At 71.6% G+C, this 26847-nt stretch carries 19 protein-coding genes; 10 read left to right on the top strand and 9 right to left on the bottom strand.

Features of this window, described 5'->3' with window-relative positions; all coding sequences use genetic code 11:
* The first annotated feature begins 52 nt into the window (after positions 1 to 52).
* Positions 53 to 538 (top strand): glutathione peroxidase, encoded by a 486-nt coding sequence (locus tag ASC77_RS16060; protein WP_056155100.1) that lies wholly within the window; start codon positions 53 to 55, stop codon positions 536 to 538.
* 27 nt (positions 539 to 565) lie between these two features.
* Here ASC77_RS16060 and ASC77_RS16055 read toward each other — a convergent pair whose 3' ends face one another.
* From ASC77_RS16055 to ASC77_RS27260, 3 genes are all read right to left on the bottom strand, one after another.
* Complete coding sequence (locus ASC77_RS16055) at positions 566 to 7303, bottom strand: isopeptide-forming domain-containing fimbrial protein (protein WP_056155097.1); 6738 nt, start codon at positions 7301 to 7303, stop codon at positions 566 to 568.
* A 187-nt stretch (positions 7304 to 7490) separates the two neighbouring features.
* A complete protein-coding gene (locus ASC77_RS16050; RefSeq protein ID WP_056155096.1) occupies positions 7491 to 9851 on the bottom strand; it encodes an MMPL family transporter in 2361 nt (786 codons plus the stop codon).
* Positions 9852 to 9886: 35 nt separating this feature from the next.
* Positions 9887 to 10480 carry a TetR/AcrR family transcriptional regulator gene (locus ASC77_RS27260; protein WP_200945009.1) on the bottom strand — a complete coding sequence of 198 codons (594 nt, stop codon included), beginning with the start codon at positions 10478 to 10480 and terminating at the stop codon, positions 9887 to 9889.
* Between the two features lie 129 nt (positions 10481 to 10609).
* Here ASC77_RS27260 and ASC77_RS16040 point away from each other — a divergent pair, with 129 nt between their 5' ends.
* Positions 10610 to 11989, top strand: a complete 1380-nt coding sequence (locus tag ASC77_RS16040) for an NAD-dependent malic enzyme (protein WP_056155091.1) — start codon at positions 10610 to 10612, stop codon at positions 11987 to 11989.
* Positions 11990 to 12318: 329 nt separating this feature from the next.
* On the opposite strand, the gene ASC77_RS16035 is transcribed toward ASC77_RS16040, so the two are convergent.
* Positions 12319 to 12738, bottom strand: a complete 420-nt coding sequence (locus ASC77_RS16035) for a hypothetical protein (RefSeq protein ID WP_056155088.1) — start codon at positions 12736 to 12738, stop codon at positions 12319 to 12321.
* Positions 12739 to 12926: 188 nt separating this feature from the next.
* Here ASC77_RS16035 and ASC77_RS16030 point away from each other — a divergent pair, with 188 nt between their 5' ends.
* Entirely contained in the window at positions 12927 to 13145 is a 219-nt protein-coding gene (locus tag ASC77_RS16030; RefSeq protein WP_056155086.1) for a hypothetical protein, read from the top strand.
* Between the two features lie 160 nt (positions 13146 to 13305).
* On the opposite strand, the gene ASC77_RS16025 is transcribed toward ASC77_RS16030, so the two are convergent.
* Entirely contained in the window at positions 13306 to 15294 is a 1989-nt protein-coding gene (locus ASC77_RS16025) for an MMPL family transporter (RefSeq protein ID WP_056155083.1), read from the bottom strand.
* Positions 15295 to 15369: 75 nt separating this feature from the next.
* On the opposite strand from ASC77_RS16025, the gene ASC77_RS16020 reads away from it, so the two are divergent.
* A complete protein-coding gene (locus ASC77_RS16020) occupies positions 15370 to 15849 on the top strand; it encodes a MarR family winged helix-turn-helix transcriptional regulator (protein ID WP_056155080.1) in 480 nt (159 codons plus the stop codon).
* On the opposite strand, the gene ppgK is transcribed toward ASC77_RS16020, so the two are convergent.
* A complete protein-coding gene (gene ppgK / locus ASC77_RS16015; protein ID WP_056155077.1) occupies positions 15825 to 16577 on the bottom strand; it encodes a polyphosphate--glucose phosphotransferase in 753 nt (250 codons plus the stop codon). The two genes, ASC77_RS16020 and ppgK, sit on opposite strands and share 25 nt — an antisense overlap.
* Positions 16578 to 16619: 42 nt before the next feature.
* Between ppgK and ASC77_RS16010 the strand changes: the two genes are divergently transcribed.
* Positions 16620 to 17249 carry a PadR family transcriptional regulator gene (locus ASC77_RS16010; protein ID WP_056155073.1) on the top strand — a complete coding sequence of 210 codons (630 nt, stop codon included), beginning with the start codon at positions 16620 to 16622 and terminating at the stop codon, positions 17247 to 17249.
* 1 nt (position 17250) lies between these two features.
* On the opposite strand, the gene ASC77_RS16005 is transcribed toward ASC77_RS16010, so the two are convergent.
* Positions 17251 to 18018, bottom strand: a complete 768-nt coding sequence (locus ASC77_RS16005; protein WP_056155070.1) for an NYN domain-containing protein — start codon at positions 18016 to 18018, stop codon at positions 17251 to 17253.
* 55 nt (positions 18019 to 18073) lie between these two features.
* Here ASC77_RS16005 and ASC77_RS16000 point away from each other — a divergent pair, with 55 nt between their 5' ends.
* From ASC77_RS16000 to ASC77_RS15980, 5 genes are all read left to right on the top strand, one after another.
* The gene (locus ASC77_RS16000; RefSeq protein WP_235547711.1) at positions 18074 to 18772 is read left to right on the top strand and encodes a maleylpyruvate isomerase N-terminal domain-containing protein; all 699 of its coding nucleotides are present in this window, start codon (positions 18074 to 18076) and stop codon (positions 18770 to 18772) included.
* Positions 18773 to 18841: 69 nt separating this feature from the next.
* Entirely contained in the window at positions 18842 to 19828 is a 987-nt protein-coding gene (locus tag ASC77_RS15995; RefSeq protein WP_056155067.1) for an ATP-binding cassette domain-containing protein, read from the top strand.
* Entirely contained in the window at positions 19825 to 20586 is a 762-nt protein-coding gene (locus tag ASC77_RS15990) for an ABC transporter permease (protein ID WP_056155066.1), read from the top strand. Before ASC77_RS15995 ends, ASC77_RS15990 begins: the two co-directional genes overlap by 4 nt.
* A gap of 89 nt (positions 20587 to 20675) precedes the next feature.
* A complete protein-coding gene (locus ASC77_RS27490; RefSeq protein WP_056155061.1) occupies positions 20676 to 22124 on the top strand; it encodes a fatty acid desaturase in 1449 nt (482 codons plus the stop codon).
* 8 nt (positions 22125 to 22132) lie between these two features.
* Positions 22133 to 22699, top strand: coding sequence for a TetR/AcrR family transcriptional regulator (locus ASC77_RS15980; protein ID WP_235547710.1), 567 nt, complete (start codon positions 22133 to 22135; stop codon positions 22697 to 22699).
* Here ASC77_RS15980 and ASC77_RS15975 read toward each other — a convergent pair.
* Positions 22680 to 24794: an alpha-galactosidase gene (locus ASC77_RS15975; protein WP_056155053.1), complete on the bottom strand. Its 2115-nt coding sequence runs from the start codon at positions 24792 to 24794 to the stop codon at positions 22680 to 22682. The genes ASC77_RS15980 and ASC77_RS15975 overlap by 20 nt on opposite strands.
* Entirely contained in the window at positions 24791 to 26752 is a 1962-nt protein-coding gene (locus tag ASC77_RS15970; RefSeq protein WP_056155050.1) for a beta-galactosidase, read from the bottom strand. The genes ASC77_RS15975 and ASC77_RS15970 overlap by 4 nt, the downstream gene beginning before the upstream one ends.
* Positions 26753 to 26847 lie beyond the last annotated feature (95 nt).

Raw genomic sequence — 26847 nt, 5'->3', positions numbered from 1 at the left:
CAGGCCACGCAGTCCAGGGATTCGCGGAGACCCACGGGGGGAGGCTGCCGGCATGACGACACTCGCGGACTTCACGGCCACCGGCATCGACGGTGCCGAGGTCGACCTCTCGGCGTACGACGGCGAGGTGGTGCTGATCGTCAACACCGCCTCGCAGTGCGGGTTCACACCGCAGTACCAGGGCCTCCAGAAGCTCCAGGACGACTTCGCGGGCCGAGGCTTCTCGGTGCTCGGCTTCCCGTGCGACCAGTTCGGTCACCAGGAGCCGGGGGACGAGGCCGAGATCCAGGGCTTCTGCGAGCGCAACTTCGGGGTCACCTTCCCGCTGTTCTCCAAGATCGACGTGAACGGCGACGACGCGCACCCACTCTTCCGGTGGCTGCGGTCGGAGAAGCGGGGCCTGCTGGGGAGCGACAAGGTGAAGTGGAACTTCACCAAGTTCCTGGTCGGTCGCGACGGCCGCGTCATCGCGCGCTACGCGCCGACCACCAAGCCCGAGAAGATCGCGGGCGACCTGGAGCGCACGCTCGCCACCTGACGGCGGTCGCGAGCGTGCGTCCGAGGGCTACCTGAGGCGGTAGCCCCGCACCCAGCCGTGCCGGATGGCGCGGTGGTAGCGGTGCTTGACCAAGATGTCGACCGTCACCCGGGCACCGGAGTGGAGCCGGTAGGTCCGGGTGCCGATCACGACCCGGTGTGCGCGGTGGCCGGGCTTGGCGACCTTGGCCGTCAGCCGCAGCGTGCCGGTGCAGACGTCGGCCGTGGCCGAGCACCGGAGGGTCACCGTCGCCGCCCTGCCCTTGCTGCCGACCGACAGCGTCGAGGCCATCGGCGAGGCGTGCGCCGCGACCCCGGCCGTCCCGGTGGCCACCGTGAGGCCCGCGGTGACGGTGTCGGAGTTGTCCGCCAGGTCGGGGTCGAAGGTGCTCGACGCGACGGTCGCCGTGTTGGTGAGCGTCAGCGAGTCGGAGAGCGCGGGGCCGGTCCGGATCGCGAGGCACTCGAGGTCGAGCGTCACGTCGACGGAGTGCCCGGTGGTGTTGAGCAGCCGGAAGTCCCGGTTGATCGGCTGGGGCTCGTGCCCGAGCACCAGGACGCCGACCGGCACGTCGTACGTCGCGACGATGCCCTTGTAGCCGTCCGCGCACGACACCCGCTGCACGCTCTCGCCGTCGGGCACCGACACCACGCGGACGACGTGCTGGAACGTCAGGTCGTGCTGGTGCGCGGGCGAGCCGCCGGCCGCGGTCCGGGTCTGCAGGCCGCGGAGGGAGAGGGTCGCCTCGGCCGGGCTCGTCACGTCGAGCGTGAACCTCCAGCCGCCCGACACCGGCTCCGACGCGACCAGGCGGGCCGCGCCGCTGGTGACCTCGACGCCGGGCGCGACGCCGCGAGCGCCGGCCGCGACGGGGATCGTGACGTCGTGGCGGCCGACCGCGAGGGTGCCGGTCGCGACCGTCTGGAGCGAGCCCACGGTGATCGGGTGCGCGTGCCCGTCGACCACGGTCGTCTGCGCCGCGACGCAGGTGCCGAAGAGCTTCACCTGCGCCTGTCCGGTGGTCGTGTTGCTGACGACGAAGTGGTACGTCGGGAGCGCCGTGGACCGGGCCTGGCCGACGACGACGTCCGCCTTGGTGCCGGTGCCCTGGTCGACGCTCATGACCTCGACGGCGCCGTCGGTCATGGTGGCACCTCCGGCGCAGCTGAGGTCCTGGGTCCGGGTCTCGCCGGGCCGCAGCGAGACGTACTGCTCGACCTTGGACACGTCGAGCTGGTGGTCGTGGGTGTCGGTGGCCGGGACCGCCGGGGTGCCCTTGGCCTTGGTCGTGATCGTCACCGTGCGCACGGCGCCGGGAGCCAGCGAGCCGAACGCGCACGTGACGGTCCCGGACGCCTGCGCGCAGGCCGCCGGGCTCACCGACACGAACGTGACCCCGCTCGGGAGCGGGTCGGTGACGGTGGCGCTCTGGGCCGTCGAGGGTCCGTCGTTGCGCACGACGAGGGTGTAGGTGACGGTGTCGCCGCCCTCGAAGTCCGTCCCGTTCACCGTCTTGACGATCGACAGGTCCGCGACCGAGGTGACCGGGACGGTCACCTGCGCATGGTTGTTGCTCGGCTGCGTGTCCGGGGTCGTCGTGGTGACGTCGGCGGCGTTGGTCGCCGGGCTCGTCCGGGCCGGGTCGACCTGGACGGTCACGTGCACCGTGCGGGTGTCGCCGGGGTTGAGCGTCCCGTAGGAGCAGGTGATCGTCTGGCCGGCCGTGGTGCACCGCGTCGGGTCGTCGAGCGAGACCAGGTGCAGGTACGACGGCAGCGTGTCCGTCAGGGTCGAGGCGAGCGCGTCGGAGGGCCCCACGTTGGTGGTGGTCAGCGTGTAGGTGAGCTCCTCGCCGGCCACGACCGTGCTCTTCGACGCCGTCTTGGTGACCGTCAGGTCCGTCTTGGTCCCGACCACCAGCGAGCCGGTGTCGGTCTTGTCGGTCGGCACCTCGTCGGCGTGCGTGGACGCCGTGTTGGTCAGCGTCGTGCCGGTCGCGACGCCGGAGCCGACGTGCACGACGACGGTGATGGTCGTCGAGCCGCCGGGCGCCAGGTTGCCGAGCGTCCAGTCGATCGTCGAGCCCGACGCCGTCCCGCCGGGCGAGCTGCTGACGTAGGTGAGCCCGGCGGGCAGGACGTCGTGCAGCACGACGCCGTGCGCGGTCGCGTGCGCGTCCGTGTTGGTGACCTTGATCGTGAACGTCGCGTCCTCGCCGGCCGTCGCGGCGCCGTTGTCGGGCGTCTTGACGATCGACAGGTCCGGCTTCGCGAACGTCAGGGTGACGGTCGACTGCGGACCGGTGTACTGCCGCCACGGGTTGCCGGCGTCCGCCGTGCGCTCCGTGCTCGACGCCCCCCAGTAGGTCGGGACCGCGGCGGTGTTCTTGACCTGGTCGCCGCCGGTGAGCGCGGTCGCCGGCTTCACCTTCGCCGTGTACGTGAAGGTGACGCTCGCGCCGGCCGCGATCGGGCCCGGGACGAACCAGGCCAGGTCCGGGTCGCCGGCGGTCCAGCCGTCGGTGCTCTGGGCTGCGCCGGTCGCCAGGACCACGTCGGTCAGCTCGCTGTCGGGCTGGTCGGTGACGGTCACGTCGTACGCCGGCCAGGCGCCGGTGTTGGTCACCTTCACCGTGTAGGTGACGGCGTCGCCGCCCTCGACGTACGGGCCCTTGTCGGCCGACTTCGCGATGGTCAGGGCCGGCTCCCGCACCGCAGTGGTCGCGCTCGCCGGGCCGGCGGTGTCGGAGTACGACGTCGCAACGGTCGCCGGGGCGGCCGGGAGGGTGTCGGTGCGGTTGGTGCGCACCCGTGCCTGGTTGGTGTAGGAGACCGGCGCGGTGACGGCGCCGCCGCCGCGCTTGGTCGCGAGCACGTGGCCCTTCAGCACCAGCGTGTAGGTCCGCTGCTGCGGCGCCGGGGCGAGGTCGCCCAGGAACCAGGCGGCCTGCTGGCTGGTGCCGCTCGTCGTCACCGGGAAGGTGCTGACGGCCGGGTCGGTGCCGGGGCAGCCGGCGGTGCACGTGATGGCGCCGTACCCGTCGAAGACGAGGCCGTCCGGGATGGTGTCGACGACGGTCGTGTCCCAGTAGCGGACGTTCGGCGGGACGGTCACCCCGACGGTCCAGGTGAGGGCGCTGCCGACGGTCGCCGTGGCCTTGTCGACGCTCTTGGTGACGCCGGGCAGGACCACCGTCAGCGTCCGCTGCGCGGTCGCGTCGTAGTCGCCGGCGGTGGGGGCCGTGGACGACGGGGACCGCACGCCCGGGGCGGTCGGGAGGCTCGTCGACGTCGCGAGCACGGTGTTCGTGTACGGCGTTCCTCCGACCGCCGGGCTCTCGACCTGCACCGTGTAGGTGAAGGACTTCGTCGCCCCGGGGGCCAGAGTGGCGAGGGTCCAGGTGATCGTGCGCGCGGAGGCGTTCCAGACGCCGCCGTCGTTGAGGGTCACCGGCTCGGTGCCCGCAGGGACGGTGTCGACGACGACCAGGTCGTGCGCGGTGGAGACGTTGGCCGCGCTCGAGTTGCTCACCGAGACCGTGAACGCCTTGGTCTCACCGGGGGAGACGACGGTCGAGCCGCCGTTGGTCTTGCTGGCCGTGATGGACGGCTCGGTGATCGTCGTGCCGACCGAGCCGGACCGGGTGTGCGCGCTACCGTCCTGGTCGGTGTACGTCAGCGTCGCGGTGTTGCCCAGCGACTGGCCGCGGTAGTTGGCCGCGACGTCGAGCACCGTGGCCTGGAAGGTCAGCACGAGGACGCCGTCAGTGGCGACCGGCGCGGCGTACGTCGACGGCAGGGTGGCGCGCACGGTGTTCGCCGGCGACTCCGTCGGCACGAACGGTGCGCCGTCGAGCGTGCAGCCGTTGACGCACAGGCTGCCCGGCACCAGGGTCTGCTTGCTACCCAGCGGGTCAGACACCGTGGCGCCGTACACCGTCGTGTTCTTCGGGATCGTCGTCGTGACGGTGTAGGTCACGACCTCCCCGATGGTCGCCTGCGCCGCGGTGTTGCCGGACTCGGTCACCGAGGTGGTCCGAGACTTCAGCATGGCCGCGTCGCGGGTGTGGATCGACTCCGTCGCCTCGGCCGCCGGCATGTTGGGGGCCGGGAGCGAGGGGTCCTTGACGGTCGTGTTCGCCGGGACCAGCTGGTACGACGTCCCGCCGTTGCCGACGTAGCGCCACTCGACGACGCCGACGTTGTTCGTGTAGGTCACGCCCGGGCTGACGTCGGACGGGACGGTCAGGGTGTAGGTCAGGTTCTTCGTCGCGGCGGCCGCGACGTCGATCCCGGACCACGTGATCCGACCGGTGGCGCAGGTGCCGCCGTCGCTGATGCTGCCGACGTCCGCGCAGGTGATGCCGGAGGGCAGCACGTCCCAGACCCGGGCGTCGTCGGCGGGCGCCGTGCCGGAGTTCGCGACCCCGAGCGTGTAGTGGACGGCCTGCCCGGCCTCGACCTCGTCGTCGTCGGCGGCCTTGGTGACGCCGAGCTCGGGGAGCTTGAGGGCGAAGTCGACCTTGTCGCGGAGCGTGAAGGCCTTGCCGGCGGTGTTCTGGTACGAGAACTTCTGCAGGTTGCCCTCGACGTCGCCGGAGTGGTGGCCGAGCGGGGAGCCCACGATGGACTTGAAGGTGACCTCGAAGACCTGACCGCCGGTGTCGACGTCGGTGTCACCGGCGCCGATCTTCCAGCTCAGCCGGCCGTCCGTGTCGTCGGCCGTGTCGTCGAACGCGCCGAGCGGGACGTCGTTGTTGGCCGTCGCGGCCCACGTGCCCGGCACGTAGCTGAGCGAGTGGGGCAGCACGTCGAAGACGTCCTGGCTGTAGGTGTCGAGGTGGGTCGGGAAGACCAGCCGGAGCTTCCAGCAGACGAGGTCGCCGGGGCCGTAGACCGGGACGGTCTTGCCGTAGTCGGCGGCCGCGAGGTCGTTGCAGCTCCCGCTGGCGGGGTACGTCGCCGCGACCTGCTTGAGGATCGACGGGCCCTCAGCGGCCTTGCCCGACTGGGAGACGTCGAAGTCGAGCTCGCCGTCGGTCTCGTCGTGGTCGATCTTGGCCCCGGTGCCGGCACAGCTCGGGTCGGCCGGGGCGCAGCGGACCCAGTCGACGCCCTCGGTCGCGATGTTGTTGGCGACGGCGTCCTTGGAGAGCACCGGGGTGCTGTCGGCGAAGGCGGACTGGTAGCTGGCGCGGGTGCGCGTCCAGAAGGTCAGCTGCCGGGTGGCGCTCGGCGCGAGGTGCGCCAGGGCGGGGAAGGTCGACTCGTCCCAGACGATCGCGAAGGTGCCGTTCGACTGCTCGTCGACCGACGTGTACGGCTGGCTCGGCAGCTTGCCCGCCGTCGGGGCGCACTCCGCGTCGCTCGCGCTGTTGCCCGTCGTCAGGTTCGTCGTCCCGAGCGGGCACAGGCCGTTGGGCACGGTGTCGCGGATGACGACGTGGTCCACGTAGCGGTACTCCGAGACCTGCAGGTCCACGGTCCACCTGGTCAGGTCGCCCTGCTGGAGGCCGCCGTTGTCGTTGGACTTCTGGATCGCGATGTCCTCGGCCGTGCGCAGCAGCGTGCCCTCGTCGGTGACGGCCTTCGGGCCGGTCGCGGGGGACTGGTAGCTGCCGGCGGCGATGGCGCCGTTGAGCAGGGGCTGCTCGTCGTACGTCTCCGGTCCGGAGTTGTTGTCCAGGTTCGCGGTCTGGGCACCGGTCGTGGCGGGCGTGGCGCCGGGCCAGGTCAGGGTGTTCTCACGGATCGGGATCGCCGCGGCGTACCGGATCCTCTTGACCTCGCCGGCCGCGAAGGTGCCCGGGTGGGTCCAACGCACGTGCGTGTAGACGCCGGTCGTGAGCGGGCCCGAGCCGTCGGGGTCGGTCTGGACGGTCTCGACGAGCACCGGGTCGACGCAGTCCGTGGTCGGCTGCGTGACGACGATCGGGCCTGAGCCGGCGTACTCCTCGGCGGCGCTGTGGTCGTTGGTGCCTGCGCAGCCCAGGAACTCCAGGCCGGCGGGCAGGTAGTCGTCGACGGTGACGCCGGTGGTCGGGTTCACGTCGTTGTTGGTGAGCGTGAGGGTGTAGACGGTCTGGTGGTCGTGGACGCCGCGCGGGATCTCGCCCTCGGGGTGCGGCTCGGACTTCTCGATGTCGATCGCGGTCAGCTGCGTGCTCGTCGACTTCTCGGCAAAGCCGGAGTAGCTGTCGGTGCCGGGCTGCGGGATCCCGAGGGCGGAGAAGTCGGCCTCGTCGCGGGGGTCGGTCGAGAGGTAGACGCCCATGTCGATCGGCAGGGGGTCGCCGACGTCGTAGCGCGGGGTACCGGCCGAGCCGGTGTCGTTGTAGTGGATCTCGAAGGCCAGCGTGTGGCTCGCGTTGGCCACCAGGTCGTAGGTGTTCGGCCAGATCAGGGTGGTCCGGCCGGTGGTCGGGGCGTTCGCGATGACCGTCGGCTCACCGGCCTCGGTGCCGGCCGAGCCGCCGACGTACGACGTGCCCGCGGGGAGGGCGAAGCGGTAGGCGAGGTTGTAGCCCTTCGGCTCCCCGGCCGGCAGCGACGCCGTGAGGGAGACCGGGACGTCGCGCCCGTAGAGCACGGAGGCCGCGGGACCGCCGGTGAGCTGCACGGCCGGCGTCGAGACCGGCGGCGCGGCCGAGGCCGGGGCCGAGACGGCCAGGGTCGCGCCGAGCGCGAGCGTGCTGCCGACCAGGCTCAGGACGACGACGTGGATGAGAGACGGACGTCGACGCGCGCGCGCCAGAACACCGTGCATGTGGGCAGGCCCCCCCTGCTCAGCACCGCCCGAACGGTGAAACTCGCTGGAGCCCCCCTATGCCCGAACTCGGCCCAGCCTGCCCAGTGTGCTGGTTCCGGCGGGTTCGTGTGCAGTTTTCAACGACTTCGGGGGCGAACTGGTCTGGTCATGTCGACCGGACCGGTTCGCCCCCGCGCAGGTGGGGTCAGACCCGCACCGACTCCTCGTCGTCGAGCTCTGCCATGTCCTCCTCGAGCGGGCGACCGATCAGGTGCGCACGCTGGAGCTTCTCGCCCTCGACGTCGACGTTCGGCAGGATCCGGTCGAGCCAGGTCGGCAGCCACCAGGCCTTCTCGCCGAGGAGGTAGAGCAGCGCCGGGATCAGCACCATCCGGACGATGAAGGCGTCGAAGACCACGGCCGCCGCCAGGGCGAAGCCCATCGACTTGGCGATCGCGTCGTCCTGGAGCATGAACGCCGCGAACACGGCGGTCATGATCGTCGCCGCCGCGGTGACGACGCGGGCGCTGTTGCGGAACCCGTCGACGACCGCCTCACGGGTCGACATGCCGTGCACGTGCGCCTCGCGCATCCGCGAGACCAGGAAGACCTGGTAGTCCATGGCCAGCCCGAAGACCACGCCGATCAGGAAGATCGGCATGAAGCTCACGATCGGCTGGCCCTCCATCAGGCCGAAGGTGCCCTCCTGGAAGATCAGCACCGTCGCGCCCAGCGTGGCGAGCACGCTGAACAGGAACCCGACGGTCGCCGTCAGCGGCACCAGGATCGAGCGGAACACGATCATCAGCAGGATGAACGCCAGCCCGATCACGATGGCCAGGTAGATCGGCAGCGCGTCGCTGAGCCGCTCGGACACGTCGGTCTGGATCGCGGTCTGACCCGTGATCCCGATGTCGGTGCCGGTCTGCTGCTGGATCGTGGACTGGCCGTCCCGGAGGTCCTTCAGCAGGCCCTCCGTCGCGGTGTCGTCCGGACCAGAGGACGGCGTGATCTGCACGAGCGCACCGGTGGCCGGCGTGGTCACCTTGCCGTCCGCGTCGCGGACGGCGTTGGTGGCGACCACCTGGGCGTTGGCGACGTCGTCCTGGCTGCTCGCCCAGTCGGCGACGTCCTGGAAGGCCTCGCCGCGGGCGTCGTCGTCCGCGATGTCCCGGCCGTCGACGACCGCGAGCAGCGGGCCGAGGCTTCCGGAGCCGAACGCGTCGGACATCAGGTCGGAGGCCTTGCGCTGCGTGGTGTCGGTCGACGCGGTGCTGTCGGTCGGGAACGCGAGGTGCAGGTCCTTGAGCGGGATGGCGAGCGCGCCGAGGCCGACGACGACCAGCAGCGCGAGCGCGACCGGCCGCTTGCCGACGAAGCGGGCCCACCGCACGCCGTTGTTGAGGATCCGGCCGTCCTCGTCGCGCTTCGGCTGGTAGCGACGGACGCTGCCGCCGAAGGCCTTCGACTTGAGCATGCCGAGGATGGCCGGGAGCAGGGTCAGGGCGACCAGGACGGCGATGAGCACCGTCGCCGCAGCCGCGAGGCCCATGGCGGTGAGGAACGGGATGCCGACGACGGAGAGCGCCGACAGCGCGATCAGCACGGTCAGGCCGGCGAACACGACCGCCGAGCCCGCCGTACCCACGGCGATGCCGACCGCTTCCTCGCGGTCGTCGGTGTGGTGCAGTTCGGTGCGGTAGCGGGCCAGGATGAAGAGCGTGTAGTCGATGCCGACCGCGAGGCCGATCATCGTCGCGAGGATCGTGGTGCTGGAGCTGACGTCCATGAAGGCGGTCAGGGCCGTGATGCCGGTGAGACCCACCCCGAGGCCGAAGACGGCGCTGAGGATCGGGAGCCCGGCGGCCACGAACGAGCCGAAGGTGAGCAGCAGGACGACGAGCGCGATCGCGATGCCGATGAGCTCGGAGGCGCCGCCGCCCATCTCCTGGGTCTGCGAGCCGGAGCCGTTGGCCTCGACCGTCAGGCCGGCGTCGCGGGCCTGGTCCATGACGTCGGTGAGGGCGTCGATGGTCGCGGGCTCGACGTCGGCGACGCTGTCGACGTCGAAGGTGAAGCTGATGGTGCCGACCCGGCCGTCCTTCGACAGCGGGGAGAGGGCCTGTGCGTTGGCGCGCGCCTCGGACGGCGGCGTACCGCTCTGCTCCGCGGCGTCGAGGATCTGCTGCGTCTGGGTCGAGGCGGCCTCGACCGGGTTCGCGATGGGGGCGTCGGCCGCCATCTGCGGCAGGTCGCTGAGATCGGTGACCAGGGTGTCGACGGCCTTCGTGTACGTCGGCTCGTCGAGCGTGTGACCCTTCGGTGCGGCGACGACGACGGTGACCGAGGCCTCGTCGAGGGCGTCGGCGGAGCCCGGGAAGAGCTCGGACTGGAGGTCGGCGGCCTTCTCGGACGGGATGCCCGGGATGGTGAACGCGTCGCTCATGGGCTTGGAGAAGCCGGCGGCGACGGTGATGACTGCGATGAGCAGCACCAGCCAGCCGGCGATGAAGAACGGCCAGCGCCGGTAGGCGGTCTTGCCGAGTCGGTGGAGCAGGGTGGCCATGGGTGTGGGCTTCCTGTGGGTGGGTGGGTGGAAGGTCAGGCGAAGAGCTCGCGCGCGGAGGCGAGCAGGCTGTCGAAGATCTCGGCGAGCGTGCGGGGCTGGTCCTCGTCGAGCAGCTCGAAGAGAGCGGAGTCGAAGAGGGCCAGCAGCAGGCGGAGCAGCAGGCGGGAGCGGGTCGCCCCGAACTCGGGTCCCTCGCGCTCGAGCAGGAGCTGGGTGAACTCCTCGGTGATCAGCTCGAAGCGCTCGTGCGCGGCGGCGAGCAGGCGGGGGTTGGCGGACATGATGCGGCGGACCCGGGCGAACGACCCGCGGTCGGCCTCCTTCGCGGCGAGCGCCTCGCGGGCGAGCTCGGCGAGGTCCTCGATCAGGTCGCCGTGCGGTCCGCCGGCGATGAACGTCGCCAGGGTCTCGGGCTTGATCTCGGGGTGCTCGCCGAGAACGGCGTCGAGCTTGCTCGGGAAGTAGTTGAAGAGGGTGCGGCGCGAGACCTCGGCGGCCTCGGCCAGCTCCTCCAGGGTGAAGCCGTCGAGCCCGTGCTCGTCGGTGAGCACCTGGGCGCAGAGGGTGATCCGCTGGCTGGTCTCCCACCTCTTCTGCTCACGCAGGCTCGTTGCACTCTCGGTCATGAAGTGCATTCTTGCACTTTAAATCCAGAAGTGCAAACTTGTGGCGGTCGTCACACCGCGACCCGGCGTGATGGCAGGTATGGCGGTCGCGACTTGCCGGTAACCGCGGGCCGGGGGGAGGGTCGGGGCATGGCCGCCACCACCTCGTCGTACTCGATCACCATGCGCCTGCACACGGCGCCGGACCACGGGATCGTCGGGGCGGTCGCGACGGCCATCGCCCAGGCCGGTGGCATCGTCACCGCCATCGACGTGGCGGAGTCCAGCCACGAGCGGCTCGTCGTCGACGTGACCTGCTCGGCGAGCGACGCCGACCACGCGACGCTGGTGGAGGCGGCCGTCGACGCCCTGGACGACGTGAAGGTCTACAAGACCAGCGACCGGACCTTCCTTCTCCACCTCGGCGGCAAGATCGAGGTCACCTCGAAGGTCCCGCTGCGCAACCGCGACGACCTGTCGATGGCCTACACGCCCGGCGTCGGGCGGGTCAGCATGGCGATCGCCGAGCACCCCGAGGACGTGTGGCGGCTGACGACGAAGGGCAACACCGTCGCCGTGGTCACCGACGGCTCCGCCGTGCTCGGCCTCGGCAACATCGGTCCGGGCGCGGCGATGCCGGTGATGGAGGGCAAGGCCGCGCTGTTCAAGCGGTTCGCCAACATCGACGCCTGGCCGATCTGCCTGGACACCCAGGACACCGACGAGATCGTGCGCGCGGTCGAGCTGATCGCGCCCGGCTTCGGCGGCATCAACCTCGAGGACATCGCCGCGCCGCGGTGCTTCGAGATCGAGGCTCGGCTGCGCGAGAGCCTCGACATCCCGGTCTTCCACGACGACCAGCACGGGACGGCGATCGTCGTGCTCGCGGCCCTCACCAACGCGCTGCGCGTGGTGAAGAAGTCGCTCGACTCGGTCCGGGTCGTGGTCTCGGGCGGCGGCGCCGCCGGCACCGCCATCGTCACCCTGCTGCTCGCGGCGGGGGTGACCGACGTCGTGGTCGTCGACCGGTCGGGCGCCCTCTCGTCCGACGACGACTCGTTGTCGCCGATGCACACCCAGCTCGCCGCGGTCACCAACCCGCGCCGGGTCACCGGCGACCTGCACACCGTGCTCGCCGGCGCCGACGTCTTCATCGGCGTCAGCGCCCCCGGGGTGCTGAAGCCCGAGTGGATCCAGGAGATGGCGCCGGACGCGGTGGTCTTCGCGCTCGCCAACCCGGACCCCGAGGTCGACCCGGCCGAGGCCGACAAGTACGCCGCCGTCGTGGCGAGCGGGCGCTCGGACTACTCCAACCAGATCAACAACGTGCTGGCCTTCCCCGGCGTCTTCCGGGGCCTGCTCGACGCCCGCGCCTCCCAGGTCACCATCGACATGCTGCTGCGCGCCGCCGACGCGATCGCCCACGTCGTCAAGGACGACGAGCTCAACCCGAACTTCATCATCCCGAGCGTCTTCCACCCCGACGTACCCAAGGCGGTCGCGGCGGCGGTGCGTGGCGTCGACGCGTAGGGGCGTGTCTGCGGGTTTCACCGGCTGACCGCCAGAACCCGCGCGACTCGCCGACAAGCGCCGGCGCGTCGTGCGGGTTTCGGCTGACGGGTGCTGACCGCCGCAGGCCGGTTTCCGGCGTACGCCTGTGAGTCGACGCCCCTGTCCACAGCGCTCGGATGTCATTGGGTGATCCTTCGCGTGCGGGGCCACGGATCTGCATGACCTTGATCTCGCTGACGTCCATCGACCTGACCAACGACCACGTCCTGCTGACGCGCGAGCTGCTCGCGGGTGGGTACGACGACCGCGCCATCGCCCGGATGACGCGGGCCGGAGCGCTCCACCGCCTACGGCACGGTGCCTACACCGAGGGCGGGCACTGGCGTGGGCTCGACGACGTCGACCGACGGAAGCTCGTCGCGCTCGCCACCCTGCGTTGCGCACGCTCCCGGGTCGCGCTGGCGGGACCGAGTGCGGCCGACGTGCTCGGCGCGCCCGTCTGGGACATGGGGCCGGAGGTGCACCTGGCGAGGTTGGACCACAAGGCGAGCCGCCGTGCCGGTGGCAAGGTCCAGCACCGTGGCCACCTGCTCGCCGAGGACCTGACCGTCCGGGACGGCATCCCCGTCACGTCCGGAACGCGCACCGCCCTCGACATGATCGCGATCGCCGACGTACCCCACGCACTCGTCACCATCAACGGCCTCCTGCACGCCGAGGAGACGACGCTCGAGCTGCTCGAACGGCGGGCTGCTGGGCTGGAGCACGACCCCTACACCGCGACGACACCGATCGTGCTCGGACTGGCCGACGGTCGCTGCGAGTCGGCCGGTGAGTCGCGGAGCCTGCACCTGTTCTGGCGCCAGCACCTGCCGAAGCCGCAGCTCCAGGTCGAGGTGTTCGACGCCAGCGGCCGACTCGCCGGCCGCGTCGACTTCGCCTGGCCCGAGCTCGGGTGTTCCTCGAGTTCGACGGCAAGGAGAAGTATCTGCGCCACCGACGGCCGGGAGAGTCGGTTGTCGACGCGGTGCTGCGTGAGAAGCGCCGAGAGGAGCGGATCTGCGGGATCACGGGCTGGCGCTGCATCCGAATCACCTGGGCGGACCTGTTCGAGCCCGAGCGTACGGCTGCCCGGATCCGCGCGACGTTGGCCGGGCAGCTCTGGGCGGCGTGACCTGGCCTGTCAGCCGAACCCCGCGCGGCGCGCGGACCGGGACCGGCGGGTCGTGCAGGTTTCGGTCGACAGGTCTGCGGGTTTTGGCGGCCAGCCGGTGAAACCCGCACGACACGCCGGACCAGCGACCAGCGACAACTGCGAAGGCCAACCACGCACGTCACACCCGGCGCGGCCACCAGAACCGGTCGCCCAGGAGCACGGCGATCGCCGGCACCAGCATGGTGCGCACGACGAGCGTGTCGAGCAGGACGCCGACGCAGATGATCGTGCCGAGCTGGGCGAGGGCGACCAGGGGCAGCACGCCGAGCACGGCGAACACCGCCGCCAGCAGGATGCCGGCGCTGGTGATGACGCCGCCGGTGACGGCGAGGGCGCGCAGCATGCCCTCGCGGGAGCCGTGCTCGGCGGCCTCCTCCCGGGCTCGGGTGACCAGGAAGATGTTGTAGTCGACGCCCAGCGCGACCAGGAAGAGGAACGCGAAGAGCGGGATCTTCAGGTCGACGGCCGCGAAGTCGAAGACCGTGGAGAAGATCCACCACGAGGCGCCGAGCGCGGCGACGTACGTCGCGACCACCGAGAGCACGAGCAGCACCGGCCCCAGCAGCGAGCGCAGCAGCGCGGCGAGGCCGAGCAGCACCATCACGAGGATGAGCGGGACGATCAGTCGCAGGTCGCGCGCCGCGGCGGCCCGACCGTCGACCGCCTCCGCCTCGTTGCCGCCGACGTAGGTGTCGGGTACGCCGTCGAGCGCGTCGCGGAGGTCGCCGACCGTCGCCCGGGCGGCCGCCGATCCCGGGTCCGCCGCGAGGACCGCCTCGATCTGGGTGAGACCCCCACCCTCGGCGCTCACCCGTGCGGACTCGACGCCCTCGGTCCCCTCGACCGCGGCGAGCACCTGGTCGCCGTCGGCCCGCGTCAGCACCTGCGTCGGCTCGACGGTGCCCGCCGGGAACGACTCCGCGAGCCGGTCGGCCGCGGTGACGGCCTCGGGCCGGTCGAGCAGCTGGTCGGCCTCGTCGAGCCCGAAGCGCATCCCGACCAGGCCGCTCGCCAGCACCGCGAGCAGCACCAGCGTGCCGGTCACGACCGCCCCGGGCCGGCGTGCGACCAGCCGACCGACCCGGTGGAAGACGCCGTCCCGGTCGGCCTGGGAGGTGTCGCCGTGCCGCGGCACCATCGGCCAGAAGACCCAGCGACCGCACAGGACCAGCGTCGCCGGCAGCACCACCAGCGCGAACGCCGCGGCGACGACGACACCGACGGCACAGGCGAGCCCGAGGCCGCGAGTGGCCGGGGTGAGCGAGAGCAGCAGCGTGAGGACCGCGAGGAACACGGTCGTCGCGCTGCCCAGCACCGCCTCCGACGTACGGCGCAGCGCGTGCGCCATCGCCTCGTGCCGGGACGCGGTGACGCGCAGCTCGTCGCGGTAGCGGGAGATCAGCAGCAGGGCGTAGTCGGTGCCCGCGCCGAAGACCAGCACGGAGAGCACGCCCGTCGTGGTGCCGTCCCAGGGCAGGCCGGCGGCGTCCAGCGTGTGGGTGGCCGCCACGACCGCGACCCGGTCGGCGAGCCCGACGACCACGAGCGGGACCAGCCAGAGGACCGGGCTGCGGTAGGTCACCACGAGCAGCACCGCCACGATCAGCATGGTGGCGAGCAGCAGGCGCAGGTCGGCACCGTCGAAGACCTTGCCCAGGTCGGCGTGGACACCCGCGGGTCCGGTCACCTGCACGGTCACGCCGTCGGGGGCATCGGCGCGCAGCCGGTCGCGGAGCTCCTCGACCCGCTCGCCGACGGTGTCGGCGTTGCCCGCCGGCACGGGGACGACCGTGAACGCGGCGGTGCCGTCCTCCGCCGGCACGAACGGGCCCTCCGCCTGCGGCTTGATCGCGGCGAGTGCGCTGTCGCTCAGCTGCCCGGAGTCCGCCGTCCAGAGCACGATCGCGGCCTCGGTGGTCTCCTGCGGCAGCTCGTCGGTCAGCCACGCTGCGGTGGTGCTGTCGGCGTGGTCCGGCAGCAGGTCGCGCGAGTCGGCATCGTGCTGGGCCTCGCCGACGCCCCCGATGACGGCGAGGGCGAGCAGGATGGGGACCAGGGCGAAGGCCCAGGCGGTACGGCGACCGGCGATGATCGTCGTGGCGTGCATGAGAGCCTCCTGGTCAGGCGTGGCGGGTCGCCGTACAATCGCTAACTAACTTAGCAACTAATCAAGTGAGGCAAAATGGCGGGTCCTGCGAGCTCGTTCACGGAGGGGTGGCAGCAGACCGGCAGCCTGCTCGCCCTGCGCGAGCTGATCGAGACCGGACGCCGACTGCGCCACGTGATCGCCCGGCGCGCCGGGCTGTCCGAGAGCCACCTGGTGGCGATGGAGCACCTCATGCGCGCCCCGCTCGGGCCCGCCGAGCTCGCCCGGATCCTCGACGTCAGCACGGCGGCCTCGACCGGACTGGTCGACCGCCTGGTCCAGCGCGGGCACGTGGAGCGCGAGGCGCACGAGCAGGACCGGCGGCGTACCCAGGTCCAGGTCACGGACTCGGGTCGCGAGGAGATGCTGGCGCACCTGCTGCCGATGTTCGTCGCGCTCGACCGCCTGGACGCCTCGTTCAGCGACGAGGAGCGAGCCGTCGTCGAGCGCTACCTGCGCGGCGCGATCGCCGCGCTCCAGCAGCTCGAGACTCAGCCGCCGCCCTCGGAGGCGTAGAGCGCGGCACCGACGACGCCGGCCTTGTTGCGCAGCTGCGCGGGGATGATCTCGGTGCTGATGTCGAGGAGCGGCAGGAACTCGTCCGATTCCTTGCTCACGCCGCCGCCGACCACGAAGAGGTCGGGGGAGAAGAGCATCTCGAGGGTCCGGTAGTACTTCGTGAGCCGCTTGGCCCAGTGCTCCCAGGACAGGTCCTCGCGGGTGCGGGCGCTGTTGGCCGCGCGCGACTCGGCGTCGTGGCCGTCGATCTCGAGGTGGCCGAGCTCGGAGTTGGGGACCAGGATGCCGTCGTTGACGAGGGCCGAGCCGATCCCGGTGCCGAGCGTGGTCACGATGACGAGGCCGGAGCGGCCGCGCGCCGCGCCGTACCGCACCTCGGCGAGGCCGGCGGCGTCCGCGTCGTTGACGACGTGCACGTCGCGGCCGGTGGCGTCGGTGAAGAGCTTGTCGGCGTCGGTCCCGACCCACGACTTGTCGATGTTGGCGGCGGAGTGCACAACGCCGTGGCGTACGACGCCGGGCACGGTCACGCCGACGGCGCCGGTGCAGTCCGGGAACTTGTCGAGCAGCTCGACGAAGATCTCCGCGATCGCCTCGGGCGAGGACTTCTCGGGGGTGCGGACCCGCTCGCGCTCCGCGGCGAAGTCGCCGGTCTCGAGGTCGACGGGTGCGCCCTTGATGCCGGTGCCGCCGAAGTCGATCCCGAAGGGCTGTGCGCTGGCCATGGGACCAACCTACGGCCCGGGCGCTGTCTCTACACTCACGGCATGGCCGGCCAGGAGACCCGCATGCTGCTGCTGGGTGCGGTCGCGCTGTTCGAACCGGTCAACGGCTACCAGATCCGCCGCGAGCTGCTGTCGTGGCAGGTCGACCGGTGGGCGCACACCAACCCGGGGTCGATCTACCACGGGCTGAGCAGCCTGACCGCGCAGGGACACCTGCGTCGGCACGACCTCGTGGACGCCGGTCGTGAGGTCGCCGTCTACGAGCTGACCGACAGTGGCCGTGCGGAGCTGGACCGGATGCTCGTCGAGGCACTGGAGACCGTGAACCTCTACGAGACGAGCGCCTTCCACGTCGCGTTCTCGATGCTGCCGCTGCTCGACGACCGCCGGGTCGTGCGGTGCCTGACCACGCGCCGGGTGGAGCTCGAGCGGACCGTCGCCGAGCTGTCCGCGGGCAAGCCCGGTGGTGTGCTCAGCGACATGCCGCCGCACGCGCGCCGCAGCGTCCTGCTGTGGCTGGACCTCGCCGTCGCCGAGCTCGCCTGGCTGCGCGAGACCATCGAGGAGCTCAAGCAGGGCAAGCTGGACGACGCCTGGGCGCCGCCGGCGGACGACCCGGGCTGGCAGATGAACGCCGACCGCGAGAAGTACCGCGCGCTGCTGGACCGCTGAGTCAGCCCTTCTTGGCGGCGGTCTTCTTCGCCGCCGACTTCTTGGAGGTTCGCTGCGGACGCAGCCGGACCCGGGGCTGGCTGCCCTCCTGGTGGTCGACCTCGAGGTAGTCCTGGTCCTTGGCGAGCTGGATGAGCCGGCTGTAGCCGTAGTGGCGCGGGTCGAACGACGCGTGCGCCTTGCCCAGGTAGGAGCCGATCATGCCGAGCAGCGACCAGCCGTCGTCCTGGGCGGTGCTGCGGATCGCGCCCTCGAGGATCGGTCGGAGCTCGGGCAGCGCGTCGACGGAGTCGTCGGTCGGCTCGTCCTCGGTGGGCTCGGCGCCCTCCTCCTGCAGCACCTCGAGGAAGATGAACTTGTCGACGGCGGACTGCAGCGCGGCCGGCGTGCGACGTCGGCCCAGGCCGTAGACGGTCTTGCCGGACTCGCGCAGCCGGGTGGCGAGCCGGGTGAAGTCGCTGTCGCTGGAGACGATCGCGAAGGCGTCGAGGTTGCCGGAGTAGAGCAGGTCCATCGCGTCGATGATCAGCGCCGAGTCGGTGGAGTTCTTGCCGACGGTGTTGGCGAACTGCTGGATGGGCTGGATGGCGTGGCGGCCGAGCTCCGACTTCCAGCCGGTCAGCTGCTGGGTCGTCCAGTCGCCGTACGCCCGCTTCACGGTGGGTACGCCGTACCGCGCGAGCTCCGCGAGGATGGCCGCGGAGTGCGACGGCGAGATGTTGTCGGCGTCGACGAGGACGGCGAGTCGGACGGTCGGTGAGTCGGGCACGGTGTGCAGCCTAAATCCGGATGCCGTTCTCCGGGTGGGATGTCACGCTCGACGGGTGCCCACCCAGCTTCCCCTGGCCCGCCACCTGGAGGGCCTGCGCGCCGCGATGGTCGCGTTCGTGCGGTACGCCGATCGCGCGGGCCTCGACGCGCCGGTGCCGACCCGCGCCGGGTGGACGGTGCGTGACCTGGTCGTGCACCAGGGCGAGGCGCACCGGGAGACCGCCGCGCGGTTGCGCGGCGCGGAGGTCGGGCCGGTGGAACCGGTGACGGGCGACCCGCTCGACTGGCTGCGCGACGGCGCGATCGAGCTCGTGGAGGCGCTGACCCGCTCGCCCCAGGACGCCTGGGCGCGCCGGGCCTGCCACCAGACCACCATGAACGCTGTCGACGCGCTGGCCGCCGTCTTCGGCCGGCCCCCCGACCCGGCCGAGACCTGGATCTCCGCCGACCTCGCGGCCGACGGCATCGACGACCTGCTGACGGGCCTCCCGACCCGCGCGATGGCACGGCTGCGCGCCGAGGAGGACGCGGTGCTGATCGTGGCCCCCGACGACGCGCCCGACTGGTGGCTGGTGCGCATCGGCCCGCAGCCGGCGGTCGTGCGGCGCGGGGTCGGGCCGCGACCCGACCTGCCGGCCGCCGACTGGGAGCTCGTCGGCGGCGCGGTCGCGCTCTACCTGGCCTTCTGGGACCGATCCGCCCGACCGATGAGTCCGGGCCGGCGTCCCGGTCCTCCCCTCTGGTCGGCTTGACGCCGCCTAGTCAATGTTGAACACTTCTGTTCAAACTTGAACACCTGCCACGAGACTTGGGGAGAGCAGATGATCACCGCGCGGGGACTCGTGCAGACGTTCCACACCGGACGAGGCAAGAACGCCCGAGAGGTCCGCGCCGTCGACGGCGTCGACCTCGACGTCGCGGAGGGCGAGGTCGTCGGCTTCCTCGGCCCCAACGGCGCCGGCAAGACCACGACGCTGCGGATGCTGACCACGCTCCTGCGACCGACCGCCGGGACCGCGACGGTGGCCGGCTACGACGTCGTCGCGGAGTCGGTGCAGGTGCGCCGGAGCATCGGCTACGTCTCGCAGGTGGGCTCGACCTTCTCCGGCGCGTACGCCGGGGACGAGGTCGTCGACCACGGGATGCTCTACGGGATGGCGCGCGTTGAGGCCGTACGCCGCGGGCAGGAGCTCTTCGAGCAGCTGCAGCTCGACGGGCTGTGGAAGCGGATGCCGAAGAACATGTCGGGCGGCCAGAAGCGGCGTCTCGACGTGGTGATGGGGCTGATCCACGACCCGTCGCTGGTCTTCCTCGACGAGCCGACCACCGGGTTGGACCCACAGGCGCGGGCCAACCTCTGGGACCACATCGAGGGCCTGCGATCGCGGCTCGGTGCGACCGTCTTCCTGACGACGCACTACCTCGACGAGGCCGACGCCCTCGCGGACCGGATCCTGATCATCGACCAGGGCACCATCGTCGCGTCCGACACCGCCGACAACCTCAAGGCCCAGGTCTCCGGCGACCTCGTCGTCCTCGAGGTGTCCGCCGACCAGGTCACCCGCGCGGCCGAGCGCCTCGGGTCCATCGCCGACGGTGTCGAGACCGACGGGCGCCGCGTGAGCGGACGGGTGCAGCGCGCCGGTCGCGCCGTCCCCGGCCTGCTGCGCGACCTGGAGTCCGCCGGGGTCGAGCTCGACTCGATCGAGGTGCTCCGACCGACGCTCGACGACGTGTTCCTGACCCTGACCGGGCGCTCGCTGCGCGACGCCGAGTCCACCCCCACCACCGAGGAGGTCTCGGCATGACGTTCGTGCGCGAGAGCAACGTCGTCTTCCGGCGCCAGATCCGGATGAACCTGCGCAACCCCGCCTGGGTGCTGATCGGGATCATGCAGCCGGTGCTCTACCTGGTGCTCTTCGGGCCGCTGCTCAAGCCCCTGGTGTCGTCGTTCGACACGGGCAGCGACAACGCCTACACGTTCCTGGTGCCCGGCCTGCTGGTGCAGCTCGGCATGTTCGGGGCCTTCTTCGCCGGCTTCGGGCTGATCGGCGAGTGGCGCGAGGGCGTCATCGAGGCCGAGCGGGTCACCCCGGCGAGCCGGTCGGCGCTGCTCGTGGGTCGCCTGATGCGCGACGTCATCCAGCTCCTCGTGCAGGCGCTGATCCTGGTCGCGCTCGGCTACGCGATGGGGATGCGCGGCGACGCGGCCGGGATCGCGCTCGGCATCGTCATCACCCTCGTCGTCGGCGGCGCCTGTGCCGCGGCGTCCAACGCGCTCGCGCTGACCACCAAGAGCGAGGACGTGATGGCCCCGATCATCAACATCGTGATGATGCCGATCCTGCTGCTCAGCGGGATCCTGCTGCCGATGACGCTCGGGCCCGAGTGGCTGCAGAGCCTCAGTGACTTCATGCCGTTCAAGTGGATCGTCGACGCCGTGCGCGACTCGTTCGCCGGCAGCTTCGGCACGTCGTCCGTGCTGTGGGGCACGGTGTGGGCCGTCGTCCTCGCCGCCCTCGGCACCTGGTGGGGCACCGCGACCTTCCGCAAGGAGAACGCCTGACCGACGCTGCGGTTTACATCGGAGCCCCTCTTGTCAAGCAGGTTGACATTCCGTACGGTGTTGTCAACCACCGACAGGAGGCACCTCGGATGTCCGCCATCGCGAACAGCACCGTCTCGGCCGGCTCGACCGCCGGTTGGAAGGACAAGAAGCGCTACCTCTGGCTGATCGGTCTCGTCGTGCCGTCGCTCGCCTTCATCGGCTACGGCCTGTGGGCGCTGACCGGCTGGGGGATCTGGTTCTGGATCGGCCCGGTCGTGATCCTGGTCGTCGTGCCGGCCATCGACCTGGTCGCCGGGCTGGACCGCTCCAACCCGCCCGACGACGTGATCGAGGCGCTCGAGCAGGACCGCTACTACCGGTGGATCACCTACCTCTTCCTGCCGATCCAGTACGTCGGCTTCGTCGGCGCGATGTACCTGATCGCTCGGGGAGGCTTCGGCGGCGAGGAGCTGTCGACGTTCTCGAAGATCGGGCTCGCGGTATCCATCGGGTGCATCGGCGGCATCGGCATCAACACCGCGCACGAGCTCGGCCACAAGCGCGAGGAGAACGAGCGCTGGCTCTCCAAGATCGCGCTGGCGCAGAGCTTCTACGGCCACTTCTACATCGAGCACAACCGCGGCCACCACGTCCGGGTCGCGACCCCCGAGGACCCGGCGAGCTCGCGGTTCGGCGAGAATTTCTACCAGTTCTGGCCGCGCACCGTCCTCGGCTCGCTGCGGTCGGCCTGGCGCATCGAGCAGCGCCGCTACGCCCGCAAGAAGCAGCACCCGTTCCGGATCGGCAACGACGTGCTCAACGCCTGGCTGATGTCCCTGGTCCTCTGGGGCGCGCTGATCGCCTGGCTCGGCGTCGGGATCCTGCCGTACCTCCTCATCCAGGCGGTCGTCGGCTTCTCACTGCTCGAGGTCGTCAACTACATGGAGCACTACGGGATGCTGCGCCAGAAGGTCGGCGTCGGCGAGCGGCAGCGCTACGAGCGGGTCGACCCCACGCACTCGTGGAACTCCAACAACATCGCCACCAACGTGCTGCTCTACCACCTGCAGCGGCACAGCGACCACCACGCCAACCCGACCCGGCGCTACCAGTCGCTGCGCGACTTCGAGGAGTCGCCGGTGCTGCCGACCGGGTACGCCGGGATGATCGTGCTCGCGATCGTGCCCGTCGTCTGGCGCCGGGTGATGGACCCGCGGGTCCTCGCGCACTTCGACGGCGACCTCTCGAAGGCGAACCTGTCGCCGCGCAAGCGGGACCGGATCCTGGCGAAGTACCCGCCGCCGGTCGCGGAGGAGGCCACGTCGGCTGCGGGGGTCTCGACAGGCTCGACCACCGGCGCGGCGGACGAGGTGCTGGCCGCTCGGTGTCCCGGGTGCGGGTACACCTACCGGGTCGAGCAGGGCGACGAGCACGAGGGCTTCGCGGCCGGTACGGCGTGGGCGGACGTGCCCGACTCGTGGTGCTGCCCCGACTGCGGGGTGCGCGAGAAGGTCGACTTCGTGCCGCTGACCGAGGCCGTCGCCCCACTGACATGATCAGTCTCGTGAGCACCCGCGAACGCATCGTCGAGGCCGCGGTCGCGATGACCACCGAGTCCGGCTGGTCGGGCGTCACGATGGGCTCCCTCGCCGAGCGGGTCGGCGTGAGCCGGCAGACCGTCTACAACGAGGTCGGCTCGAAGGAGGGTCTCGCCGAGGCCGTCATCCTGCGCGAGCTCGCTCGCTTCCTCGACGTCGTGTCCGCGGCCTTCGACTCCCACCCCGACGACCTGGTGGACGCGATCCGCGCCGCGACGTACGGCGTCCTCGAGCTGGCCCAGGACAACAAGCTGCTGCACGCGGTGGTGTCGGCCACGCACGGCGCGGACACCGAGCTGCTGCCGTTGCTGACGACGCACTCCCACTCGCTGCTCGAGGTGGCCAAGCAGGTGGTGACCGAGCGGGTGACGCCCTACGACATCGGGCTGGACGGCGCCCACCTCGACGTCGCCATCGACGTGGTCGTGCGGGTGGTGCTCAGCCACGTCATGCAGCCCACCGGCCGGCCCGCCGAGACCGCCGACGGCATCGCCTGGCTGGCCGGCCGGGCGCTCAGGTCGCCGTCGTCCTGATCAGCACCGACTCGTCGACGTGCAGCAGCGGCGCCTGGATCCCCACGGTGCCGAGGACGCGACCGGTCAGCCGCACCCCGTCGCCGGCCCAGCCCACCTGGCCGGTGGTCCGGCCGTTGACCGCGACGTCGCCGGGCGCCTGCGCGCGGACGGTGTACGTCGTGTCCGGGTCGAGCCCGGGCAACGGGACCCGACCCGGAGGCCGGGTCGCGCTGTGGTCGAGGGCGGAGAGCCGGAAGAGCGCGTCGCGACGGTCCTCGGCCACGACGCCGTCGAGCTGGAGGGCCGGGTTGGCGAGGTCGGCGCGGACCACGTCGCCGTGGTGCAGCAGGTCGCGGACCTCGCGGTAGAACGCGACCCACACGCCGAGGCGCGCCAGCTCCTCGGGTGAGACCGTCGTCAGGTCCCACTCGACGCCGAAGTGTCCCCAGATCGCCGTGGCGGCACGGAAGTCGAGCGTGTGCCCCCTCGCCGTCGTGAGGTCGACGGCGGCGCCGACGTGCGTGCCCATCACCTCCGGCGGCAGCAGGACCCCCGTCCAGCGGACCATCCGGTGCCGCTCGTGCGCGTCGATGCAGTCCGACACCCAGACCCGGTCGGCGCGGTCGAGGACGCCGAGGTCGAGCCGCGCGCCACCGGCGCTGCAGGACTCGATCTCCAGGCCCGGGTGTCGAAGCCTCAGCTCGTCCATCAGCCGGTAGACCGCCGCGGTCTGCGCATGGACGCCGGCGCGTCCGGTCACCGTGTGCCCGGCGTCGACCAGGGGCCGGTTGTGGTCCCACTTGAGGAAGGCGATCCGGTACTCGGTGACGAGGGCGGAGAGCTGCCAGAGGAGGCGGTCGTGGACCTCGGGGTGGCCGAGGTCGAGCACCTGCTGCTGCCGCGAGTCGGGCCCGGGGCCGTGCTCGGTCTGCAGCAGCCAGTCCGGGTGGGCGCGAGCGAGCTCGGAGTCGAGGTTGACCATCTCGGGCTCGACCCAGAGGCCGAAGTCCATGCCGAGCTCGTGCACGCGGTCCACCAGCGGGTGCAGCCCGTCGGGCCAGCGGGCCCGGTCGACGTACCAGTCGCCGAGCCCGGCGCGGTCGGCGGTGCGCGCGTGGAACCAGCCGTCGTCGAGCACGAACCGCTCGATGCCGACGGCGGCCGCCTGCTCGGCGAGCGCGAGCAGCTTGTCGTGGTCGTGGTCGAAGTGCACGGCCTCCCAGGTGTTGAGCAGCGCCTTGCGCGGTGAGCGCGGGTGCTGCGGACGTCGGCGCAGGTAGCGGTGCACGCGCCGCGACAGGTCGTCGAGACCTTCGCCCCAGGAGCCGAGCAGCCACGGTGACCAGTACTCCTCGCCCGCCTCCAGCCGGACCTCGCCGGGCAGCAGCAGCTCGCCGCCGCGCAGCAGCCGCCAGCCGGTGAACGAGCGCTCCGCGCTGAGCGACTGGTTGCCGCTGTGCGCGAGGTGCACGCCCCAGACGCGTCCGGACCGGAACCCGAAGCCGGGCCGGCCCGCACACATCACCGTGGCCGAGTCGTGGCCGGGACGTCCGCCCCACGCCTCGCGCACCCAGTGGCCGACGTCGAACGGCCGTCGCTGCGGGACCCGCTCGTGGTTGTGGCGCCCGGTGAGGTCGAGCAGCTCGCCGGCCTCGTCGGGGACCGGCAGCGCGGGCTCGAGCCGGTCGACGACGTACGCCGGGCCGGCGAGGTTGCGCACGCCCGCCCGGACGCGCACCAGCCCGTCGACGGTGAGCTCCAGGTCGACGCTGACGTCGAGCGCGCTCTCCGGGTCGTGGCCGACGCTGGTGACGGCTCCGTCGGTGACGGTGTGCTCGACGGTCGTGAAGGCCGTCGACCAGGCGCGGCCGTCGCGACTGCCGAGCAGGCCCGGTCGGCCGAGCCAGCCGGCCGCGTGCTGGGGGAGCACCGCGACCGACGGGGGCATCATCACGACGGAGTCGACGTACGGCGTCGCGACGGCGTCGCCCAGGTCGCGGAGGTCGCCCTCGCCGAGGTCGGGACCCCAGTGCAGCACGGCCGGGAGCCGGTCGTCGTCGAGGCGCAGCACCAGGCTGGTGCCGCCGCGGCGCAGGTGGACCAGCTCGCTCATCGACGGATCACCGCGACGCCGCCGGGCGGCACCCGGCCGTCGTGCGCCGCGTCCCGCACCAGGTCGTGACCGGCGACGTCGACCTCCGCGTCGGTGTCGGTGTGGTTGACGACGAAGGTCCATCGGCGCTGGCCGTCGGTGCGCTCGGTGATCTCGACACCGGCCCGGCCGGGCGCGATCGGGCGGACCCCGGCCTCGGTCGCGACCCGTCGCACCAGGGCGTCCAGGGAGTGCTGGTCGAGCCGGGTGGCGGCGTACCAGGCGACGCCCTCGCCGTGCTCGTGCCGGGTGATCGCGGGGACGCCGGGCAGCGGCCCGTCGGCGTACGTCGCCTCCGCGGTCGCGCCGTCGAGGTGGAGCAGCTCGGTCCAGACGTCGGCGCCGGACCCGTCACTGAGGCTGATCCGCTCCCCCGACCGCAGCGGGTAGAACTCCTCGACGCGGATGCCGAGGAGGTCGCGGAAGGCACCGGGGTAGCCGCCGAGACGGACGTGGTCGTGCTCGTCGGTGATGCCGCTGAAGTACGTGACCAGCGCGGTCGCACCGGCGCGGACGGCGGCGTCGATCGCCGCGGCGGCGGCGTCGGTGACCGTGTAGAGCGTCGGGACCACCACCAGCCGGTAGCCGCTCAGGTCGGTGTCGGGATGCACGACGTCGACACCGATCCCGAGGTCCGTCAGTGCGGCGTGCACGGCGTGCGGACGGTCGAGGTAGGTGACGTCGACGCTCGGGTGCGAGTCGAGCTCGCAGGCCCACCAGGCCTGGTAGTCCACCAGGAGGGCGACGTCGTTCACCGTGCGGGAGCCGACGACCTCGTCGAGGCGGTCCAGGGTCCGGCTCAGCTCGACGACCTCCCGCCACACGCGGGTGTCGGTGCCGGCGTGCGGCACCAGCGCGGAGTGGAACTTCTCCGAGCCCGCCTGCGAGGCCCGCCACTGGAAGAAGAGGATGCCGTCGGCGCCGCGAGCGACGTGCTGCACGCTGTTGCGCAGCAGCTCGCCCGGCTGCTTGGCGACGTTGCGCGGCTGCCAGTTCACCGCGCTGGTCGACTGCTCCATGAGCAGCCACGGTCCGCCGCCGGCGAGGCCGCGGGTCTGGTCGGCGCAGAACGCGAGCTCCCGGTAGCCCTCGGGGTCGGCCGCCGTCACGTAGAAGTCGTTGGAGATCAGGTCCATCTCGGCCGCCCACCGGTGGTAGTCGAGCTCCTTGATGTGGCTGGTGACCATGAAGTTCGTGGTGACCGGCACGCCGGGCGACACCTCGTGGAGCACGTCGCGCTCGGCGACGAAGTTGGCCAGGTGCTCGTCGGAGGAGAAGCGGCGGAAGTCCAGCTGTTGCGTGGGGTTGGCGGTCGCGGTGACGGTGCGCGGGGGCTGCACCTCGTCGAAGGATCCGTAGCGCTGCGACCAGAACGCGGTGCCCCAGGCGCGGTTGAGCTCGGTGACGTCGCCGTACCTCGCGGCGAGCCAGGTGCGGAACGCGGCGGCGCTCATGTCGCAGTAGCAGAGCGCGTTGTGGCAGCCGAGCTCGTTGCCGACGTGCCACAGCCGCAGGGCCGGGTGCCCGGCGTACCTCTCGGCCATGGCGCGGCAGAGGCGGAGCGCGTGCTCGCGGTAGACCGGCGAGCTCGGGCAGAACGCCTGCCGGCCTCCTGGCCAGAGCGTGGTGCCGTCGGCCGTCACGGGCAGCACCTCGGGGTGGCGGTGGGCCAGCCACGGCGGCGGCGACGCGGTGGCGGTGGCGAGGTCGACCCCGACGCCCGCCGCGCCGAGCCGGTCGAGGACCCGGTCGAGCCAGGCGAAGTCGTACGCGCCGGGCTCGGGCTCGAGCAGTGCCCAGGAGAAGACGCCGACGGTCGCCAGGTCGACCCCGGCCTCATTCATGAGCCGGACGTCCTCCGCCTGGAGCTCCTCCGGCCACTGCTCGGGGTTGTAGTCGCCGCCGAACGAGATCGACATCGGGGACCGCCTCTCCGCTCGGGGGTTGACATGTGACGGTAGTCACGCCGACTATTCGTCCCATTATAAGAAAGTGTTGTCAAATGAGAGGTCGC

Source organism: Nocardioides sp. Root1257, from assembly GCF_001425175.1.
Classification (GTDB): Bacteria; Actinomycetota; Actinomycetes; order Propionibacteriales; family Nocardioidaceae; genus Nocardioides.
This window is presented reverse-complemented; position numbering and strand designations above follow the sequence as displayed.

Coding starts and splice junctions, on each gene's coding strand:
- ASC77_RS16060 (WP_056155100.1), top strand. CDS start 53: ATGACGACACTCGCGGACTTCACGGCCACCGGCATCGACGGTGCCGAG.
- ASC77_RS16050 (WP_056155096.1), bottom strand. CDS start 9,851: ATGGCCACCCTGCTCCACCGACTCGGCAAGACCGCCTACCGGCGCTGG.
- ASC77_RS16055 (WP_056155097.1), bottom strand. CDS start 7,303: ATGCACGGTGTTCTGGCGCGCGCGCGTCGACGTCCGTCTCTCATCCAC.
- ASC77_RS16040 (WP_056155091.1), top strand. CDS start 10,610: ATGGCCGCCACCACCTCGTCGTACTCGATCACCATGCGCCTGCACACG.
- ASC77_RS15975 (WP_056155053.1), bottom strand. CDS start 24,794: ATGAGCGAGCTGGTCCACCTGCGCCGCGGCGGCACCAGCCTGGTGCTG.
- ASC77_RS27490 (WP_056155061.1), top strand. CDS start 20,676: ATGTCCGCCATCGCGAACAGCACCGTCTCGGCCGGCTCGACCGCCGGT.
- ASC77_RS16010 (WP_056155073.1), top strand. CDS start 16,620: ATGGCCGGCCAGGAGACCCGCATGCTGCTGCTGGGTGCGGTCGCGCTG.
- ASC77_RS16020 (WP_056155080.1), top strand. CDS start 15,370: ATGGCGGGTCCTGCGAGCTCGTTCACGGAGGGGTGGCAGCAGACCGGC.
- ASC77_RS15990 (WP_056155066.1), top strand. CDS start 19,825: ATGACGTTCGTGCGCGAGAGCAACGTCGTCTTCCGGCGCCAGATCCGG.
- ASC77_RS16025 (WP_056155083.1), bottom strand. CDS start 15,294: ATGCACGCCACGACGATCATCGCCGGTCGCCGTACCGCCTGGGCCTTC.
- ASC77_RS27260 (WP_200945009.1), bottom strand. CDS start 10,480: ATGACCGAGAGTGCAACGAGCCTGCGTGAGCAGAAGAGGTGGGAGACC.
- ASC77_RS15995 (WP_056155067.1), top strand. CDS start 18,842: ATGATCACCGCGCGGGGACTCGTGCAGACGTTCCACACCGGACGAGGC.
- ASC77_RS15970 (WP_056155050.1), bottom strand. CDS start 26,752: ATGTCGATCTCGTTCGGCGGCGACTACAACCCCGAGCAGTGGCCGGAG.
- ppgK (WP_056155077.1), bottom strand. CDS start 16,577: ATGGCCAGCGCACAGCCCTTCGGGATCGACTTCGGCGGCACCGGCATC.